Here is a 16,107-nt window from a genome sequence, read left to right on the forward strand (position 1 = left end):
CAGCGATTTAGCTGTGTTTTCTTGTGGCGATCTTATTGAATCAATGTTGTAAATTACTGCTAAACATGGCTGAGAAACGTAATATTTTCCTTGTTGGCCCAATGGGCGCCGGCAAAAGTACAATTGGTAGACATCTAGCACAGCAACTGCATATGGAGTTTGTTGACTCCGATACAGTGATCGAAGAACGCACTGGTGCAGACATCTCTTGGGTTTTTGATGTAGAAGGTGAAGAAGGCTTCCGCAAGCGTGAAGAAGCGGTACTTGAAGACCTAACACAAGAGCAAGGCATCGTGCTTGCGACTGGCGGTGGCTCTGTTAAGAGCAAAGAAAACCGTAATCGTCTTTCGGCACGTGGTGTTGTTGTTTACTTAGAAACGACGATTGAAAAGCAACTTGCGCGCACAAACCGTGACAAGAAGCGTCCTCTACTTCAAACGGACAACCCTCGCGAAGTATTGGAGCAATTAGCTGAAGAACGTAATCCTCTGTATGAAGAAGTAGCGGATTACACTGTTCGCACTGACGATCAGAGTGCAAAAGTGGTAGCCAACCAGATCGTAAAAATGCTAGAAGAGAGATAAGTTTTTATCTTTTTTTTAATTGGAGCAAACCGATGGAACGGATTACGGTCAACCTAGCTGAGCGTAGCTACCCAATCTCTATTGGCGCCGGGTTATTTGAGGACCCGGCGTACCTCTCTCAAGTTCTCTCAAACAAAAATGCAAAACAAAAAGTTGTTGTGATCAGTAATGTCACAGTGGCGCCTTTGTATGCAGACAAAATTTTAAAGCAACTCGAGCAGCTCGGTTGTAGTACATCCTTGTTAGAATTGCCTGACGGCGAACAGTACAAAAACTTGGATGTGTTTAACCAAGTGATGAACTTCCTCCTCGAGGGGAATTACGCTCGTGATGTTGTGATCATCGCGTTAGGTGGTGGCGTTATTGGCGACCTTGTGGGTTTTGCTTCTGCCTGTTACCAGCGTGGGGTCGACTTTATTCAAATACCAACGACATTACTATCTCAAGTGGACTCTTCGGTGGGTGGAAAAACCGCGGTTAACCATCCGTTGGGTAAGAACATGATAGGTGCGTTTTACCAACCTAAAGCCGTGATCATCGATACCAACTGTTTATCGACGTTGCCTGAGCGTGAATTCGCAGCAGGTATTGCAGAAGTCATTAAGTACGGCATCATTTACGATGCAGACTTTTTTGTATGGTTGGAAGAAAACCTTGAACGCTTGTACGCGTTGGATGAAGAAGCGCTAACTTATGCCATTGCACGTTGCTGTGAAATAAAAGCGGAAGTGGTGGCTCAGGATGAGAAAGAATCGGGCATCCGCGCTCTGCTCAACTTAGGTCACACCTTTGGTCATGCGATTGAAGCTGAGCTTGGCTACGGCAATTGGCTGCATGGTGAAGCGGTTTCTGCTGGCACGGTTATGGCGGCCAAAACTTCGCATCTGCGCGGTCTTATCTCAGCAGAGCAATTTGAGCGTATTGTTGCGATTTTACGTCGTGCCAAACTGCCTGTTCATACTCCAGAAAGTATGAGCTTCGATGACTTCCTCAAACATATGATGCGAGATAAAAAAGTCCTCTCTGGTCAATTAAGATTAGTTCTACCTACAGGCATTGGTAGTGCCGAGGTCATTGCTGATACGACACAAGACGTACTCAAACAGGCGATAGACTTCGGTCGCGATATTTAACCTTGTAATGGCGCCTTTGGGCGTCATTCTTGTAGTGTATTAAGGTTATTAGATGAGTGTTGCTCACGTTCTGGAATTAGATTCTCAAATCGAGTTGCTTGATAGGTTAGGATTGCTGACTAATTTTGGTTCCAACTTCATTGCGATTAATGGTCATGATGGTTATGGAAAATCTTGGTTAGCGCAGCGATACCTTGAAGTGGGTGCCAGTAACAAGAATCAATGTTTGTTACTTTGTCATTCTAATCAAGATGATGTGCAGCGCCGCATCCTTATTTTGAGTCAACTGGTTTCGGACGCATTGTTTAATCAGCAAGAGCCTTTACTTGATAGCCTCGAAAGACTATTGGGTGATGAGCCTTGTGATATCGCGATTGTGGTTGATGATGCGCATTTATTAAGTGAGACGCTCGTTTCTGAGCTTTGGATGCTGGTTTTAGAGGCGCATCATAAGCCGAATTGGACCATCAATGTCTTATTATTTACGCAGTCTGGGCGCTTAGAAGGATTGCTGTCACGTCTCAGTTACGGACAAGAGATAAAGCCTGTTGAGCTTGATATTGATATGTTGTCCGAAGTGGAAGCCCGTCGTTTCTTTGAATCACTTGTTGCGCGCTATGTTGATGATGAGGCGGAGAAGCGGGTTCGAGATGCATTTAAAAAAGTTGACCCAGTACCGGGTGACATCATGGCGTTAGGAGAGATGAAAGTGGAAAAAAGGATCATTATCCGCTCGATTGTCGGTTCACCGCTGAATATTGCGTTAGTGGTATTAGCATTACTGTTGCTTGCTGCTGGTGGCTATTGGTGGATGTATAATCAACCAAGCCCTGATGATAAAGCGCAGCAAATTGCTGGTAGTTTAGAGCAAACGGCTATTCCAACTTTTGAAGGTTCAGGAATCAGTGCTGCGCAGTCTTCACTACAATCTGTGACTGATGACACTAGCAGTGGTCTTGATGGCTCTGGCGCGATTGATGATTCTGATTCATTACCGCCAGCAGTAACGGAAGAAGTGGCGAGCGTTGGCAGTGATGACAATCAACAGAGAGTGGTGATTGAGTCGAATGTGGTCGATGCATTGCTTGAAGGTAAAGCTGATTCAGCAGACACAAAAGCGATTGATGATATCGTAGGTACTGATAAAGCAGAAACTGCTGATGAAACTGACTCTCCTTTGATTAAAGTCGTAAAACCAAATCAAGGTATGACGCAAACTTCTGCTCAGTCAGGAGAAGACGGTGCGAAGCAGCCTGTGGTTAAGTTTTCATTTGCTCGCGAAGAATTAAAAGCACTATCACCAAGAGCCTATACACTGCAGCTTGCTGCTATGACGTCAATGGAGGATGTACAAGCCTTCCTCGATGAGCATCAGCTGAATAATCAAGTACGAATTTATCCTACCGTTCGCAATGACACCGAGTGGTATATCATCACATACCAAGATTATCCGACAATTCAAATGGCTCGCGATGCCGTTGCAAGCTTGCCTGATTCGGTTAAGTCGGTGAGTCCTTGGGCAAAATCACTCCGTCAGGTTCATCGCGAAATTGATCGCGTGAAATAAACCTGAGCTTCGCTGAAAAATATGTTACATTCCGCAGCCTTAATTTTTGGTCGATAGATAGAGCAGTAGATGAAAAAGCAACGAGCCTTTCTTAAATGGGCAGGAGGAAAATACGGACTGGTTGAAGACATCCAACGTCATTTACCGCCGGCTCGAAAGCTAGTTGAACCTTTTGTTGGCGCGGGCTCAGTTTTTCTGAATACCGACTATGACCATTACCTACTGGCAGATATCAATCCAGATCTGATCAATCTGTACAACCTACTGAAAGAACGCCCTGAAGAGTACATCTCTGAAGCGAAGCGTTGGTTTGTTGCCGAGAATAACCGTAAAGAAGCCTACTTACACATTCGCGCTGAGTTTAATAAAACCGATGACGTGATGTACCGCTCTTTAGCGTTTTTGTACATGAACCGCTTTGGTTTTAATGGTCTATGCCGTTACAACAAAAAAGGCGGTTTTAACGTTCCGTTCGGTTCATATAAAAAGCCTTACTTCCCAGAGGCGGAATTGGAGTTTTTTGCCGAAAAAGCCAAGAAAGCCACGTTCGTTTGTGAAGGTTATCCAGAAACTTTTCGTCGAGCACGTAAGGGGAGTGTGGTGTATTGCGACCCTCCTTATGCACCGCTTTCAAACACGGCAAATTTCACCTCATACGCAGGTAATGGTTTCACGTTGGATGATCAGGCTGCATTAGCCGACATTGCTGAAAGAACCGCGACTGAGCGTGGTATTCCGGTTCTGATTTCCAACCACGACACTACGCTGACGCGTCGGTTGTATCACGGTGCAGATCTCAATGTAGTAAAAGTGAAGCGCACCATTAGCCGCAATGGCAGTGGTCGTAATAAAGTCGATGAGCTGCTTGCGCTTTTTCATGCCCCTGAGATGGACAAACCAAGCTCTTAGTTCTCACACTATTAAATCTAAATAGTGGATCTCCCCACTGGCTTCGGTAGAATTGCGCGCAGATTGTTTGCTCATTACTACTGAGGTCAGGTATGAAAGATTTTCTTATTGCTCCATCCATTTTATCGGCAGATTTTGCTCGTCTCGGTGAAGATGTCGAGAAAGTACTCGCAGCGGGTGCGGATGTGGTGCATTTCGACGTTATGGATAACCACTATGTACCAAACCTGACTTTTGGTGCACCTGTATGTAAAGCACTACGCGATTACGGCATCACAGCGCCAATCGATGTTCACCTAATGGTGAAACCGGTTGACCGCATTATTCCTGATTTCGCAAAAGCGGGTGCGTCGATGATTACATTCCATGTGGAAGCTTCCGATCATGTAGACCGTACACTGCAGTTAATTAAAGAGCACGGCTGTCAGGCTGGTGTGGTACTAAACCCAGCAACGCCACTTGCGAGCCTTGAGTTCATCATGGACAAAGTCGACATGATTCTACTGATGTCGGTTAATCCTGGCTTTGGTGGTCAATCATTCATTCCTCACACACTAGATAAACTGCGTGCCGTTCGTAAGATGATCGATGAGTCTGGTCGCGATATCCGTTTAGAAATTGATGGCGGTGTGAAGGTTGACAACATTCGTGAAATCGCAGAAGCGGGCGCAGACATGTTTGTTGCAGGCTCGGCGATTTTCGGTCAGCCAGATTACAAACAAGTGATCGACCAAATGCGCACGGAACTGGCTGAAGTAAAATAAGTCCTGATATACGCGCGATAATGCCCTGATTTTAAAGGCTGTCACTTTATTGGCAGCCTTTGTTATTTCTAGCGTTGGATGAAATAAAATATCCCCTGCGTTGAGCAAATAATCACTTGCCTATTTTGCGCCCTTTCTGTACTATTCGTGCTCCTTAAACTCAGTCAATTATCTTTAGTTCCTTGCTTCCTCTGGACGACTGAGCCATTTGTGGAAGCTGAATAATCCGTAAGGAGCAACCAATGCGTCATTACGAAATCGTATTCATGGTGCACCCAGATCAAAGCGAGCAAGTTGCTGGCATGATCGAGCGTTACACTGGTTCAATCACTGAAGCTGGCGGTAAAATCCACCGTCTAGAAGACTGGGGCCGTCGTCAACTGGCTTACCCAATCAACAAGCTTCACAAAGCTCACTACGTTCTTATGAACGTTGAAGCTGACCAAGCTGTAATTGATGAGCTAGAAACTGCTTTCCGTTTCAACGATGCAGTTCTGCGTAACATGATCATGCGTACTAAAGCAGCGATCACTGAGCAATCTATCATGCTTAAGCAAAAAGAAGAGCGTGCTCCACGTCGTGAAGAGCGTTCTGAAGCTAAGCCTGAAGCTAAGTCAGAAGCTGCTGAGTAAGTTTTCTTATGGCCAATCGAATGGAGCTGAGCGGCACCATAGCCAAACCGCCCATTCGTAGTAAAAGCCCTGGTGGCATTGAACACTGTCGGTTTTGGCTGGAGCATCGCTCTACTATTATCGAAGCTGACTTACCTCGACAAGTTTATTGTCGTATGCCGGTAGTCGTCAGCGGGCTTGGGTCACAAGCACTAACTCAGAATTTAGTTCAAGGCAGTAACATTAAGGTAAGTGGTTTTGTCACTTATCAAACCGGCCGAAATGGCGTGGGAAAATTAGTGTTACACGCCGACAACATTACTCAAATTTAAGATCAGGAGATAGCCCATGGCTCGTTTCTTCCGTCGTCGTAAATTCTGCCGTTTCACTGCAGAAGGCGTACAAGAGATTGATTACAAAGACGTAGCAACTCTTAAAAACTACATCACTGAAGCTGGTAAAATCGTACCTAGCCGTATCACTGGTACAAGCGCTAAGTACCAGCGTCAACTAGCACGTGCTATCAAGCGTTCACGCTACCTAGCTCTACTACCGTACACTGACAAGCATCAGTAATCGGTTCATTTTATTAAGAAAGAGGATTAAGCAATGCAAGTTATTCTACTTGATAAAATTGGTAACCTAGGTGGTCTTGGCGATACTGCAAACGTTAAATCTGGCTACGCTCGTAACTTCCTTATCCCACAAGGTAAAGCAGTTATGGCAACTAAAGCTAACGTTGAAATGTTTGAAGCTCGTCGTGCTGAACTAGAAGCTAAAGTTGCTGAGCAACTAGCTGCTGCAGAAGCTCGCGCAGAGAAAGTTAACGCTCTAGAAGCTGTAGTTATCGCTTCTAAAGCTGGTGACGAAGGCAAACTATTCGGTTCTATCGGTACTCGTGACATCGCTGACGCTATCACAGCTGCAGGCGTTGAAGTTGCTAAGAGCGAAGTTCGCCTTCCTGAAGGTGCTCTACGTACAACTGGTGAGTTCGAGATCAGCGTTCAACTTCACTCTGAAGTTTTCGCAACTGTGAACCTACAAGTTGTTGCTGCTGAGTAATTCAGTATCAAGACGAAATACTAAAAAGCACCTCTTCGGAGGTGCTTTTTTTATTTCTAAAACTGGGAGAAAAAACAGGTTAAAAAGCGAAGAGTAAATTAACGGAAAATACGCTATCCGCTTTGCTTAAGCCTTCAGGCACTTTATCGTGATACTGACGAGAGTGTGCCAGTTTCAGTGCAATATCTTCAGTAATATCATTGGTCACGCTGAGCTCACTATCGGCCCGTGTATTACTTTTACCTGTTACCAACGTAATATCAGCCGCGAAACTCAGGTTATCTAGTGCGTGCCAAGTCGTATTGATATTCCCTCGAAAAATGCCTTCTCGAACGATATCGGGAAAGACAATGTCGTCATCATCTATCTCATCTAAATTTGGTTCTTGATAACGAAAACCAGGACCGACTTCTACCTCTAAAATGAAGTTTTCAGTGTAGGAAAACTGGTAACCCAAACCACCTGATAAGGTGTAGTCTTTAAAATAGGCACTGTAACGAGAATCCACCCCTTTAAAGCTGCCATACAAATACGTTTTAGGACCTAACTTGTAGTCACTCTGTAGGGCGTAGGTGGATGAGCGTTTGTCTTCTTCACCGTCTTTGTACAAGTTGTAGTACTTCCATTCACCATTAGAACGGTGTCGACCTGACGTATATTCAGCACTCAAACGAGCATTCAGGGAACGAGAGTCCGTGTTACCTGTGTGAGCTTGATAGCCGAACTCCACCTCGGTTTTTAATGGGTCGGGCACATCAATATTTTGCTCTGGCTGTACTGATTCGTCAGCATACGATGCACTAGCGCATAGTAGGCTAAAGCTAAGTAACCAGTATCGGGACACATCAACCTCGAACGTAATTAAAAAGGAGGGGCATGATACTGATACAGATATTTTGTTGGGTCAATGGTAGGTTAATTTTTATTAGAGCTGGGCGGAAGAACCAGGCTATTACTTGTGCGGTTCGCATGTGGATTTCTTAACAAGTAATTGTCGCTTCGGGGAAGCATCTCAGTTAGGTTAAGGTTATAATCGTGGGTCAATAGTAGTTATCGAGCAAAGTCATGGCGGAAAACAGAAATCGCAAACCTTCAGACAGTCAGGTCGACGCAATCAAAGTGCCACCTCACTCACTAGAAGCCGAGCAATCAGTAATTGGTGGTCTTTTACTGGACAATGAACGTTGGGACACCGTTGCCGAACGTGTTGTAAGCAGTGATTTCTATAGTCGTCCGCATCGCCTAATTTTTGAAGGTGTAAAAACCATTCTTGAAGCGGGCAAGCCTCTCGATCTTATTACTTTATCGGAATACCTGGAGCGTCACGAGCAATTAGAAGATGTGGGCGGTTTTGCTTACCTTGCAGATTTGGCGAAAAACACGCCAAGCGCCGCTAACATTAATGCGTACGCTGATATTGTTGCCGAACGTGCGATCGTCCGTGGTTTGATCGGTGTCGCGAATGAGATTGCGGATGCGGGTTACGATCCTCAAGGTCGAAGTTCGGAAGATCTGATTGATATGGCGGAGAGTAAAGTTTTCGCCATCGCTGAGTCACGAACCAGTGAAAACGAAGGGCCACAAAATGTTGATAACATCCTCGAAAAGACGTTAGAACGTATCGAGTTGTTATATAAAACACCGCAAGATGGTGTAACGGGTGTCGACACAGGTTTCACTGACCTCAATAAGAAAACCGCAGGTTTGCAAGGTTCTGATTTGGTGATTGTCGCGGCGCGTCCATCGATGGGTAAAACGACCTTTGCGATGAACTTGTGTGAAAATGCGGCCATGCAACAAGATAAACCTGTGCTTATTTTCTCGCTAGAGATGCCGGCCGAGCAGTTGATGATGCGTATGTTGGCCTCTTTGTCTCGCGTTGACCAAACCAAGATCCGTACGGGTCAGTTGGATGACGAAGACTGGGCGCGTATTTCTTCTACTATGGGTATCTTGATGCAGAAGAAAAACATGTACATTGATGACAGCTCCGGTCTAACTCCGACCGAAGTGCGTTCACGCGCTCGCCGTATCGCACGTGAACATGGCGGTCTGTCGATGATCATGGTCGACTACCTTCAGCTTATGCGCGTGCCTGCACTCTCTGATAACCGTACGCTGGAAATTGCGGAGATATCGCGCTCTCTGAAAGCGCTGGCAAAAGAGCTGAATGTGCCCGTCGTGGCGCTGTCTCAGCTTAACCGTTCCCTAGAGCAACGTTCAGATAAACGCCCAGTAAACTCGGACTTGCGTGAGTCGGGCTCTATCGAGCAGGATGCCGACTTGATCATGTTCATCTACCGTGACGAGGTGTATCACCCAGATAGCCCGTACAAAGGCACGGCAGAAATCATCATTGGTAAGCAACGTAACGGCCCTATCGGCTCTGTACGTCTCACCTTCCAAGGTCAACACTCGCGCTTTGACAACTACGCGGGTCCTGCATTCGATATTGATGATGAGTAACCCCATGAGCTATATGAAAGCGGCCAAGGCGTGCATTGATTTGTCTGCGTTGCAGCACAACTTACAGCGCGTGAAAGCGCAAGCGCCCCAAAGTAAAGTGATGGCTGTAGTGAAGGCCAATGGTTATGGTCACGGATTACGTCACGTTGCAAAACATGCCAACCATGCGGATGCCTTTGGTGTTGCGCGCATTGAAGAAGCGTTGCAACTGCGCGCTTGTGGCGTGGTAAAGCCGATTCTATTGCTAGAAGGTTTTTACTCTCCAGGTGACTTACCTGTTCTTGTGACGAACAACATCCAAACCGTGGTGCATTGTGAAGAGCAGCTTATCGCTTTGGAGCAAGCCGACCTTGAAACTCCGGTTGTCGTGTGGCTTAAGATTGACAGTGGGATGCACCGTCTTGGCGTTCGCCCTGAGCAATATGATGAGTTTGTCACGCGGTTGAAAGAGTGTCCAAACGTAGCCAAGCCGTTACGTTACATGAGTCACTTTGGTTGTGCAGATGAGCTGGATAGCCATATTACTCCCCAACAGATTGAGTTGTTTAAGTCGTTGACCTCTGGTTGTCAGGGGGAGCGTTCACTTGCGGCCTCTGCGGGGTTGTTGGCATGGCCTCAAAGCCATTTGGATTGGGTTCGTCCGGGCATCATCATGTATGGTGTATCGCCATTTGATGACAAGACCGCACAAGATCTGGGGTATCAACCCGTGATGACACTTAAATCCCATCTTATTGCGGTACGTAAAGTTAAGAAGGGCGAAAGTGTTGGCTACGGCGGTATGTGGACCAGTAAGCGAGATACAAAAGTCGGTGTCATCGCAGTAGGGTATGGCGACGGTTACCCAAGAAGTGCTCCGAACGGCACTCCGGTTTGGGTAAATGGTCGTAAAGTACCTATCGCAGGTCGAGTTTCTATGGATATGCTGACGGTCGATTTGGGACCAGATGCAACGGATAAAGTCAGCGACGAAGCGATTCTTTGGGGGAAAGAGCTCCCAGTAGAAGAAGTGGCGGGTCACATTGGTACCATTGCGTATGAACTCGTGACTAAGCTAACGCCTCGCGTCGAGATGGAGTACTCAAAATAAACAGCGAAAGGCTAACCTAAGGTTAGCCTTTGTTTTATCTACTCACCGTTAATCGTAGCAATAACGCGGCGGCCGCCGCCAAAGTCTCGGTGCTCACCCAAGTAAATGCCCTGCCATGTTCCTAAAGCTAATCGACCATTTTGGATTGGTATCGTCACACTACTGCCAAGTAGGGATGCTTTAATGTGTGCTGGCATGTCGTCATCACCTTCATAGGTATGCTGATAATAAGGAGCACGCTCTGGCACAAACTTATTGAAGTGCGCTTCCATATCCATACGCACGGTTGGATCAGCATTCTCGTTTAAGGTCAAACTGGCGGAGGTATGTTGAATAAATAGGTGTAATAAACCTACTGAAAGCTCGTTTATTTGTGGTAATTGTTGTTCAATTTCATCAGTTATTAGGTGAAAACCGCGGCTTCTCGCTTTTAATTGCAGTGTTTTTTGTGCCCACATACGTGTTCCTTTGGAAATTTATAAATTGGCGTCTATCCTATTCCAATTAGAGCCTGTCATTAGTAAGTGATATGATTCTTGTCATCGTAAATGAATTGTTCATTTTCAGGGCAGGGAACGTGACCTAACTCAATGTGAGTGTAAATACTCTCAGTCATAATTGGCACCTGAAAAAAAATTACAAAGACTTGTTTTGTGGCAATTCGCCCAAACATCTAATTAATATTCTATTTGCTAAATCGGGGATTCCACAGTTTTCGCTAGACTGTAAGGAATGGAACCTACTGTAACATCGGGATAAAGACCATGTTGAAAAATATCAATCCAACGCAAACACAAGCTTGGAAAGCGCTAACTGCGCATTTCGAATCTGCACAAGATATGGATCTTAAAGAGTTATTTGCTCAAGACGCAGCGCGTTTCGACAAATACTCTGCACGTTTCGGCTCAGACATCCTAGTCGATTACTCAAAGAACCTCATCAATGAGGAAACTCTGAAGCACCTGTTCGCTCTTGCGAACGAGACTGAGCTGAAATCTGCAGTTGAAGCGATGTTCAGTGGCGAAGCGATCAACCAAACAGAAGGTCGCGCTGTTCTTCACACTGCACTACGTAACCGCGCGAATACACCAGTAATGGTAGACGGCGAAGACGTAATGCCAGCAGTGAACGCGGTTCTAGAAAAAATGAAATCATTCACTGAACGCGTTATCGGCGGTGAGTGGAAAGGTTACACAGGTAAAGCAATTACAGATATCGTGAACATCGGTATCGGTGGTTCTGACCTTGGTCCTTACATGGTGACGGAAGCTCTAGCACCATACAAAAATCATCTAAACCTTCACTTCGTATCTAACGTTGATGGTACTCACATCGTTGAAACGTTGAAGAAAGTTAACCCAGAAACGACGCTATTCTTGATCGCGTCTAAGACGTTCACAACGCAAGAAACCATGACTAACGCGCACACTGCTCGTGATTGGTTCCTAGAGTCTGCGGGTGATCAAGCGCACGTGGCTAAGCATTTTGCTGCGCTTTCAACGAACGCGACAGCCGTGTCTGAGTTCGGTATTGATACCGCGAACATGTTCGAATTCTGGGACTGGGTTGGTGGCCGTTACTCACTATGGTCTGCAATCGGTCTATCAATCGCATTAGCGGTAGGTTACGACAACTTCGTTGAGCTGCTTGAAGGTGCTCACGAGATGGACAAGCACTTCGTATCAACGGACCTAGAAAGCAACATCCCTGTGATCCTTGCTCTGATCGGTATTTGGTACAACAACTTCCACGGTGCGGAATCAGAAGCTATCTTACCTTACGATCAGTACATGCACCGTTTCGCGGCGTACTTCCAACAAGGTAACATGGAATCAAACGGTAAATACGTTGACCGTGAAGGCAATGCTGTGACTTACCAAACGGGCCCTATTATTTGGGGTGAACCAGGTACCAACGGTCAGCACGCGTTCTACCAACTGATTCACCAAGGCACTAAGCTGATCCCATGTGACTTCATTGCACCTGCAATCAGCCACAACCCAGCTAGCGATCATCACCAAAAACTGATGTCCAACTTCTTTGCGCAAACTGAAGCACTAGCGTTTGGTAAGAGTGAAGAAAGCGTGAAAGAAGAGTTGGTGAAAGCAGGTAAGAACGCTGAAGAAGTGGCCGCGATCGCGCCATTCAAAGTGTTTGAAGGTAACCGTCCAACAAACTCTATCCTAGTGAAGCAAATCACGCCTCGTACGCTAGGTAACTTGATCGCAATGTACGAACACAAAATTTTCGTACAAGGTGTTATCTGGAATATCTTCAGCTTTGACCAATGGGGCGTGGAACTAGGTAAACAACTGGCTAACCAAATCCTACCTGAGCTTGCAGACGAGTCTCAAATCAGCTCGCATGACAGCTCAACAAATGGTCTAATCAACGCATTTAAAGCGTTCAAAGCTTAATGTTTGGTTTGAATAGATAAAGAAAAGGTCAGCAAATGCTGACCTTTTTTATTGCCTGAGGCAAAAACAAAATAGGTTGGCCAGTGCCAACCTATTTTTTCTCTTTTATTCGAAGCAAATTTCGATAAAGGCATTTCCCCATTGGGAAGAGAAAGGCATGATGATGATTGAGCCCTCACACTTGTGGCGAATCGTATGGCCTCGGCCAGAAACCACTACCGGTGTTGCCATATCAAAATCAAAACCACTTTCCGCCAGAATGCGTTTCGCACCACCAGTAACCATGTTGGTGATCTCACCCACCATATCGGTGACCTCTTCATTGAGTCCATTTGGACGCTCACCAAGCATGTTCTGCATGATTTCTAGAGCTAGCGCTTCATCAAAGGTAATCGACATTGAACCACGAGTTTGTGGACCTACCATGCCAATCAGACCAGAAACGTCACCTCGTGCGATCTCATCTTTTTTGATTCGCGGTTTTTGTGGCTTCAGCTCAAGAGAAGCCATGGTTTTTAGCACGTTCATTAAAGAAGCTAAAAACGGGTTTACAAATTCAGCGCGCATAACGTTCTTCTATACTTTTTCTTTCGTCTCGGAGGAACAGGCCTGGCATTCACCATGAGTTTCAATAACTTGGTTGGTCAGTTTGAATCCATGCTTCTCGGCGTTTTCGGCTAACAAGGATATCAGCGTCTCATCTTCGAGTTCAACGACATCACCACATTTATCGCAAATTAGTAATTGGAAAAAGTGCTGCTGAGTATTGAAAGAACAACAAGTAATAAAGCTATTTGTCGATTCCACTCGGTGGATGAAGCCTTGCTCTAGGAGAAAATCTAATGCTCGATAAACAGTGGGAGGCTTAGCCTGAGGCTCACTCTCTTTTAGTTGCTCCAATAGCTCATACGCACTTGAGGCGCGGCGATTAGAACAAATGAGTTCAAATACGCGTCGGCGTTGCGGAGTCAATCGTACTCCACGCTCTGCGCAGATACTTTCAATTTGTTCAATGATTGTTGGGTTCAAACCTTTCACCATAACTATCGGACGTGCTCTATGATAAATCATTTCTATACGAAGTTCGTTTAGAAATGCTTCATTTTACCCACTATCAGAACGAAAATCATGAATTAAAGCAAGTCAGTGGTGGTGTGAAGTCGGAATAGTCATCACAGAATGAATCAACGAGTGACGAATTCGTATTACTGCTGCATATTCTTAAGCATTTGGCTAGCCAGCCAACCAAATCATTCTCGCTGAAACTAGCACCTAGAGGTGCTTGGGTATACAATACCCGACTTATTTTTTGAGCGTACTGCTGCGCTCGACCTTGGCAACATAAAAACGGGTGTTTATATCATGACTCATTCTTGCAGGCTCTCCGTAGCACCAATGCTCGACTGGACCGATCGTCATTGTCGCTACTTCCATCGCTTAATGACCAAAGAAACCCTGCTGTACACTGAAATGGTGACGACAGGTGCGATCATTCATGGAAAAGGAGATTTCCTGGCTTACAACGAAGAAGAGCATCCGTTGGCCCTTCAGTTGGGTGGTTCAAATCCAGGAGACTTGGCAAAGTGCGCTAAACTGGCTCAAGAGCGTGGCTACGATGAGGTTAACCTCAATGTGGGTTGCCCGTCTGACCGTGTACAAAACGGTCGCTTTGGTGCTTGCCTAATGGCAGAACCACAGTTGGTTGCGGATTGTGTCGCTGCAATGAAGGACGTGGTTGATATTCCTGTGACAGTCAAGACTCGTATTGGTATTGATGATCAAGATTCTTACGAGTTCCTAACGGATTTTGTTTCTATTGTCTCAGAAAAGGGGGGCTGTGAGCAGTTCACTATCCACGCGCGTAAAGCTTGGTTAAGTGGTCTTAGTCCGAAAGAAAACCGTGAGATCCCACCATTGGATTACCCACGAGCTTACCAATTGAAGCAAGATTTTTCTCACTTAACCATTGCTATTAACGGTGGTGTAAAGTCACTAGAAGAAGCCAAAGCACATCTTCAGCATCTTGATGGTGTGATGATTGGTCGTGAGGCTTACCAAAGCCCATATCTACTGGCATCGGTAGATCAAGAGTTATTTGGCTCTAATGCTCCAGTGAAGAAACGCAGCGAAATTGTTGAAGAAATGTACCCATACATTGAAGCGCAATTAGCGAAAGGTGCGTACCTTGGTCATATTACCCGTCATATGTTAGGTTTATTCCAAAGCATGCCAGGTGCTCGTCAATGGCGTCGTCATATCAGTGAAAATGCGCACAAGCCGGGTTCTGGTTTAGAAGTGCTGCAAGACGCGTTAGCGAAGATTCCAAAAGAATTGAATGTGTAAAATTAACCAGTGGTTGGCTAAAATTACCAACTAAAGAACAAGTAAGCCAGAGTGCAGAAATGTCTCTGGCTTTATTTTTGAATAAAAATCATTGTGTTATCGTCATCTTGGTAAGTTGGTATGGAAACTGCTCTGTTTATTAAAAACAAATGGAGAAGTGATTATGTTGGAGCTAATCTTTATTTTAGTCTTTGCGGCGACCCTATTGGTTACCGGTATCACAATGATGACCGTATTCGCAGCAACCGGTATCGCGTTAGTTGTGATGTTTTTACTGGGAATGGTCGGAGCGGTACTCAAACTATTGCCATGGTTAATCGTGATTGCATTGGGTGTTTGGTTCTTCAAGAATTACGTTGCCCAGCCCCGCTATAAATAACGAGTGACATGATTTAGTTGATAGAGAGACGTGAGAGTATGGTATATTTCCTCTCACGTCTTCAACGTGAACATCAGCTATCTCGGAGTACACACTACATGACAAATAAAGCGACCATCGCTTTAACAGCATTATCGTTGGCAGTATCTTTTCCTGTTTTTGCAGAATATTCTGTATCGACGAAAGTCGGCGCAGAGATCTGGGCTGCTGACACTAAAGTAAATGAAGTAAGACGAGATAGCAGCACAACAGGCGCATTTTACGCGGCGATTGAGCATGATGTGAAATACGTTCCTAATGCGCGTCTTCGTTACTCGAGCATTGATGCTGATTATATGGGGTTCAATAAGCTTGATTTCACCATGTACTACCAAATTCTGGAGCATGATTTATTGCATTTTGATGCGGGTGTTACATTCAGTAATTTAAGTGACACTAAATACATTGATGCTGGCTCAAACAAGCGTATAGAAGAGTTTGATGAGCTGATTTGGGCTTGGTACGGTTACGCAGAGATTCAAGTTCCGGACACAAATTTTGATGTGATTGGTGAGATAAACTTTGGTGACAACAAAGGTATCAAAAGTACTGATTTCATGGCAGGTGTTCAATACCATGTACCGCTCGAAAAAGCTCAACTGGCTTTTCGTGGTGGTTACCGCGTGATTGATTTGGAGTCCGAGAAATTCATGTCGGATCTAGGGAAAGAGTTTATTTTTGCTAACGGCTTTTTTGTGAGTGCAGAATACGCATTCTAAATGCAGCCAGATTAGATACTCGAT

19 protein-coding genes are annotated in these 16,107 nt (G+C 45.3%); 15 read left to right on the plus strand and 4 right to left on the minus strand.

What is annotated here, in order from left to right; translation table 11 throughout:
• The first annotated feature begins 65 nt into the window (after positions 1-65).
• From aroK to rplI, 9 genes are all read left to right on the plus strand, one after another.
• Entirely contained in the window at positions 66-584 is a 519-nt protein-coding gene (gene aroK, locus FR741_RS01775) for a shikimate kinase AroK (protein WP_005381319.1), read from the plus strand.
• Positions 585-616: 32 nt separating this feature from the next.
• On the plus strand, positions 617-1,717 hold the full coding sequence (gene aroB, locus FR741_RS01780) for a 3-dehydroquinate synthase (protein WP_167426188.1): 1,101 nt from the start codon (positions 617-619) through the stop codon (positions 1,715-1,717).
• 52 nt (positions 1,718-1,769) lie between these two features.
• Complete coding sequence (locus FR741_RS01785; RefSeq protein WP_167426189.1) at positions 1,770-3,284, plus strand: SPOR domain-containing protein; 1,515 nt, start codon at positions 1,770-1,772, stop codon at positions 3,282-3,284.
• A gap of 69 nt (positions 3,285-3,353) precedes the next feature.
• Complete coding sequence (locus tag FR741_RS01790) at positions 3,354-4,193, plus strand: Dam family site-specific DNA-(adenine-N6)-methyltransferase (RefSeq protein WP_047009939.1); 840 nt, start codon at positions 3,354-3,356, stop codon at positions 4,191-4,193.
• 92 nt (positions 4,194-4,285) lie between these two features.
• Positions 4,286-4,957: a ribulose-phosphate 3-epimerase gene (gene rpe / locus FR741_RS01795; RefSeq protein WP_005395709.1), complete on the plus strand. Its 672-nt coding sequence runs from the start codon at positions 4,286-4,288 to the stop codon at positions 4,955-4,957.
• 242 nt (positions 4,958-5,199) lie between these two features.
• The gene (gene rpsF / locus FR741_RS01800) at positions 5,200-5,589 is read left to right on the plus strand and encodes a 30S ribosomal protein S6 (RefSeq protein ID WP_005381299.1); all 390 of its coding nucleotides are present in this window, start codon (positions 5,200-5,202) and stop codon (positions 5,587-5,589) included.
• Between the two features lie 8 nt (positions 5,590-5,597).
• The gene (priB, locus tag FR741_RS01805) at positions 5,598-5,900 is read left to right on the plus strand and encodes a primosomal replication protein N (RefSeq protein WP_005381298.1); all 303 of its coding nucleotides are present in this window, start codon (positions 5,598-5,600) and stop codon (positions 5,898-5,900) included.
• 16 nt (positions 5,901-5,916) lie between these two features.
• Positions 5,917-6,144: a 30S ribosomal protein S18 gene (gene rpsR / locus FR741_RS01810; protein ID WP_000090472.1), complete on the plus strand. Its 228-nt coding sequence runs from the start codon at positions 5,917-5,919 to the stop codon at positions 6,142-6,144.
• Positions 6,145-6,177: 33 nt separating this feature from the next.
• Positions 6,178-6,630, plus strand: a complete 453-nt coding sequence (rplI, locus tag FR741_RS01815) for a 50S ribosomal protein L9 (protein ID WP_005381278.1) — start codon at positions 6,178-6,180, stop codon at positions 6,628-6,630.
• A gap of 79 nt (positions 6,631-6,709) precedes the next feature.
• Here rplI and FR741_RS01820 read toward each other — a convergent pair whose 3' ends face one another.
• On the minus strand, positions 6,710-7,474 hold the full coding sequence (locus FR741_RS01820; RefSeq protein WP_006743223.1) for a DUF481 domain-containing protein: 765 nt from the start codon (positions 7,472-7,474) through the stop codon (positions 6,710-6,712).
• A gap of 221 nt (positions 7,475-7,695) precedes the next feature.
• Between FR741_RS01820 and FR741_RS01825 the strand changes: the two genes are divergently transcribed.
• A complete protein-coding gene (locus FR741_RS01825; protein WP_167426190.1) occupies positions 7,696-9,096 on the plus strand; it encodes a replicative DNA helicase in 1,401 nt (466 codons plus the stop codon).
• Positions 9,097-9,109: 13 nt separating this feature from the next.
• Positions 9,110-10,186, plus strand: a complete 1,077-nt coding sequence (alr, locus tag FR741_RS01830) for an alanine racemase (RefSeq protein WP_198912757.1) — start codon at positions 9,110-9,112, stop codon at positions 10,184-10,186.
• A gap of 38 nt (positions 10,187-10,224) precedes the next feature.
• On the opposite strand, the gene FR741_RS01835 is transcribed toward alr, so the two are convergent.
• On the minus strand, positions 10,225-10,644 hold the full coding sequence (locus FR741_RS01835) for a secondary thiamine-phosphate synthase enzyme YjbQ (RefSeq protein ID WP_046874640.1): 420 nt from the start codon (positions 10,642-10,644) through the stop codon (positions 10,225-10,227).
• A 306-nt stretch (positions 10,645-10,950) separates the two neighbouring features.
• Here FR741_RS01835 and pgi point away from each other — a divergent pair, with 306 nt between their 5' ends.
• On the plus strand, positions 10,951-12,603 hold the full coding sequence (gene pgi / locus FR741_RS01840) for a glucose-6-phosphate isomerase (protein WP_167426192.1): 1,653 nt from the start codon (positions 10,951-10,953) through the stop codon (positions 12,601-12,603).
• 105 nt (positions 12,604-12,708) lie between these two features.
• Here pgi and FR741_RS01845 read toward each other — a convergent pair whose 3' ends face one another.
• Together FR741_RS01845 and zur are read right to left on the minus strand one after the other, a co-directional pair.
• Positions 12,709-13,170, minus strand: a complete 462-nt coding sequence (locus FR741_RS01845) for a chemotaxis protein CheX (protein WP_005381269.1) — start codon at positions 13,168-13,170, stop codon at positions 12,709-12,711.
• A gap of 9 nt (positions 13,171-13,179) precedes the next feature.
• Positions 13,180-13,644 carry a zinc uptake transcriptional repressor Zur gene (zur, locus tag FR741_RS01850; protein WP_005381268.1) on the minus strand — a complete coding sequence of 155 codons (465 nt, stop codon included), beginning with the start codon at positions 13,642-13,644 and terminating at the stop codon, positions 13,180-13,182.
• Between the two features lie 321 nt (positions 13,645-13,965).
• On the opposite strand from zur, the gene dusA reads away from it, so the two are divergent.
• The 3 genes from dusA to FR741_RS01865 all read left to right on the plus strand — a co-directional run bounded on the left by dusA (position 13,966) and on the right by FR741_RS01865 (position 16,083).
• Entirely contained in the window at positions 13,966-14,946 is a 981-nt protein-coding gene (gene dusA, locus FR741_RS01855; RefSeq protein WP_150918228.1) for a tRNA dihydrouridine(20/20a) synthase DusA, read from the plus strand.
• Positions 14,947-15,109: 163 nt separating this feature from the next.
• Positions 15,110-15,325, plus strand: a complete 216-nt coding sequence (gene pspG / locus FR741_RS01860) for an envelope stress response protein PspG (RefSeq protein ID WP_005398086.1) — start codon at positions 15,110-15,112, stop codon at positions 15,323-15,325.
• A 98-nt stretch (positions 15,326-15,423) separates the two neighbouring features.
• Positions 15,424-16,083, plus strand: coding sequence for a TIGR04219 family outer membrane beta-barrel protein (locus FR741_RS01865; protein WP_005398096.1), 660 nt, complete (start codon positions 15,424-15,426; stop codon positions 16,081-16,083).
• Positions 16,084-16,107 lie beyond the last annotated feature (24 nt).

It is taken from the genome of Vibrio diabolicus, assembly GCF_011801455.1.
In the GTDB taxonomy this organism is placed as follows: Bacteria; Pseudomonadota; Gammaproteobacteria; order Enterobacterales; family Vibrionaceae; genus Vibrio; species Vibrio diabolicus.

Excerpts from the sequence above, each read along its gene's own strand:
- aroK (WP_005381319.1), top strand. The coding sequence starts at position 66 with ATGGCTGAGAAACGTAATATTTTCCTTGTTGGCCCAATGGGCGCCGGC.
- aroB (WP_167426188.1), top strand. The coding sequence starts at position 617 with ATGGAACGGATTACGGTCAACCTAGCTGAGCGTAGCTACCCAATCTCT.
- FR741_RS01785 (WP_167426189.1), top strand. The coding sequence starts at position 1,770 with ATGAGTGTTGCTCACGTTCTGGAATTAGATTCTCAAATCGAGTTGCTT.
- FR741_RS01790 (WP_047009939.1), top strand. The coding sequence starts at position 3,354 with ATGAAAAAGCAACGAGCCTTTCTTAAATGGGCAGGAGGAAAATACGGA.
- rpe (WP_005395709.1), top strand. The coding sequence starts at position 4,286 with ATGAAAGATTTTCTTATTGCTCCATCCATTTTATCGGCAGATTTTGCT.
- rpsF (WP_005381299.1), top strand. The coding sequence starts at position 5,200 with ATGCGTCATTACGAAATCGTATTCATGGTGCACCCAGATCAAAGCGAG.
- priB (WP_005381298.1), top strand. The coding sequence starts at position 5,598 with ATGGCCAATCGAATGGAGCTGAGCGGCACCATAGCCAAACCGCCCATT.
- rpsR (WP_000090472.1), top strand. The coding sequence starts at position 5,917 with ATGGCTCGTTTCTTCCGTCGTCGTAAATTCTGCCGTTTCACTGCAGAA.
- rplI (WP_005381278.1), top strand. The coding sequence starts at position 6,178 with ATGCAAGTTATTCTACTTGATAAAATTGGTAACCTAGGTGGTCTTGGC.
- FR741_RS01825 (WP_167426190.1), top strand. The coding sequence starts at position 7,696 with ATGGCGGAAAACAGAAATCGCAAACCTTCAGACAGTCAGGTCGACGCA.
- alr (WP_198912757.1), top strand. The coding sequence starts at position 9,110 with ATGAAAGCGGCCAAGGCGTGCATTGATTTGTCTGCGTTGCAGCACAAC.
- FR741_RS01835 (WP_046874640.1), bottom strand. The coding sequence starts at position 10,644 with ATGTGGGCACAAAAAACACTGCAATTAAAAGCGAGAAGCCGCGGTTTT.
- pgi (WP_167426192.1), top strand. The coding sequence starts at position 10,951 with ATGTTGAAAAATATCAATCCAACGCAAACACAAGCTTGGAAAGCGCTA.
- FR741_RS01845 (WP_005381269.1), bottom strand. The coding sequence starts at position 13,170 with ATGCGCGCTGAATTTGTAAACCCGTTTTTAGCTTCTTTAATGAACGTG.
- zur (WP_005381268.1), bottom strand. The coding sequence starts at position 13,644 with ATGGTGAAAGGTTTGAACCCAACAATCATTGAACAAATTGAAAGTATC.
- dusA (WP_150918228.1), top strand. The coding sequence starts at position 13,966 with ATGACTCATTCTTGCAGGCTCTCCGTAGCACCAATGCTCGACTGGACC.
- pspG (WP_005398086.1), top strand. The coding sequence starts at position 15,110 with ATGTTGGAGCTAATCTTTATTTTAGTCTTTGCGGCGACCCTATTGGTT.
- FR741_RS01865 (WP_005398096.1), top strand. The coding sequence starts at position 15,424 with ATGACAAATAAAGCGACCATCGCTTTAACAGCATTATCGTTGGCAGTA.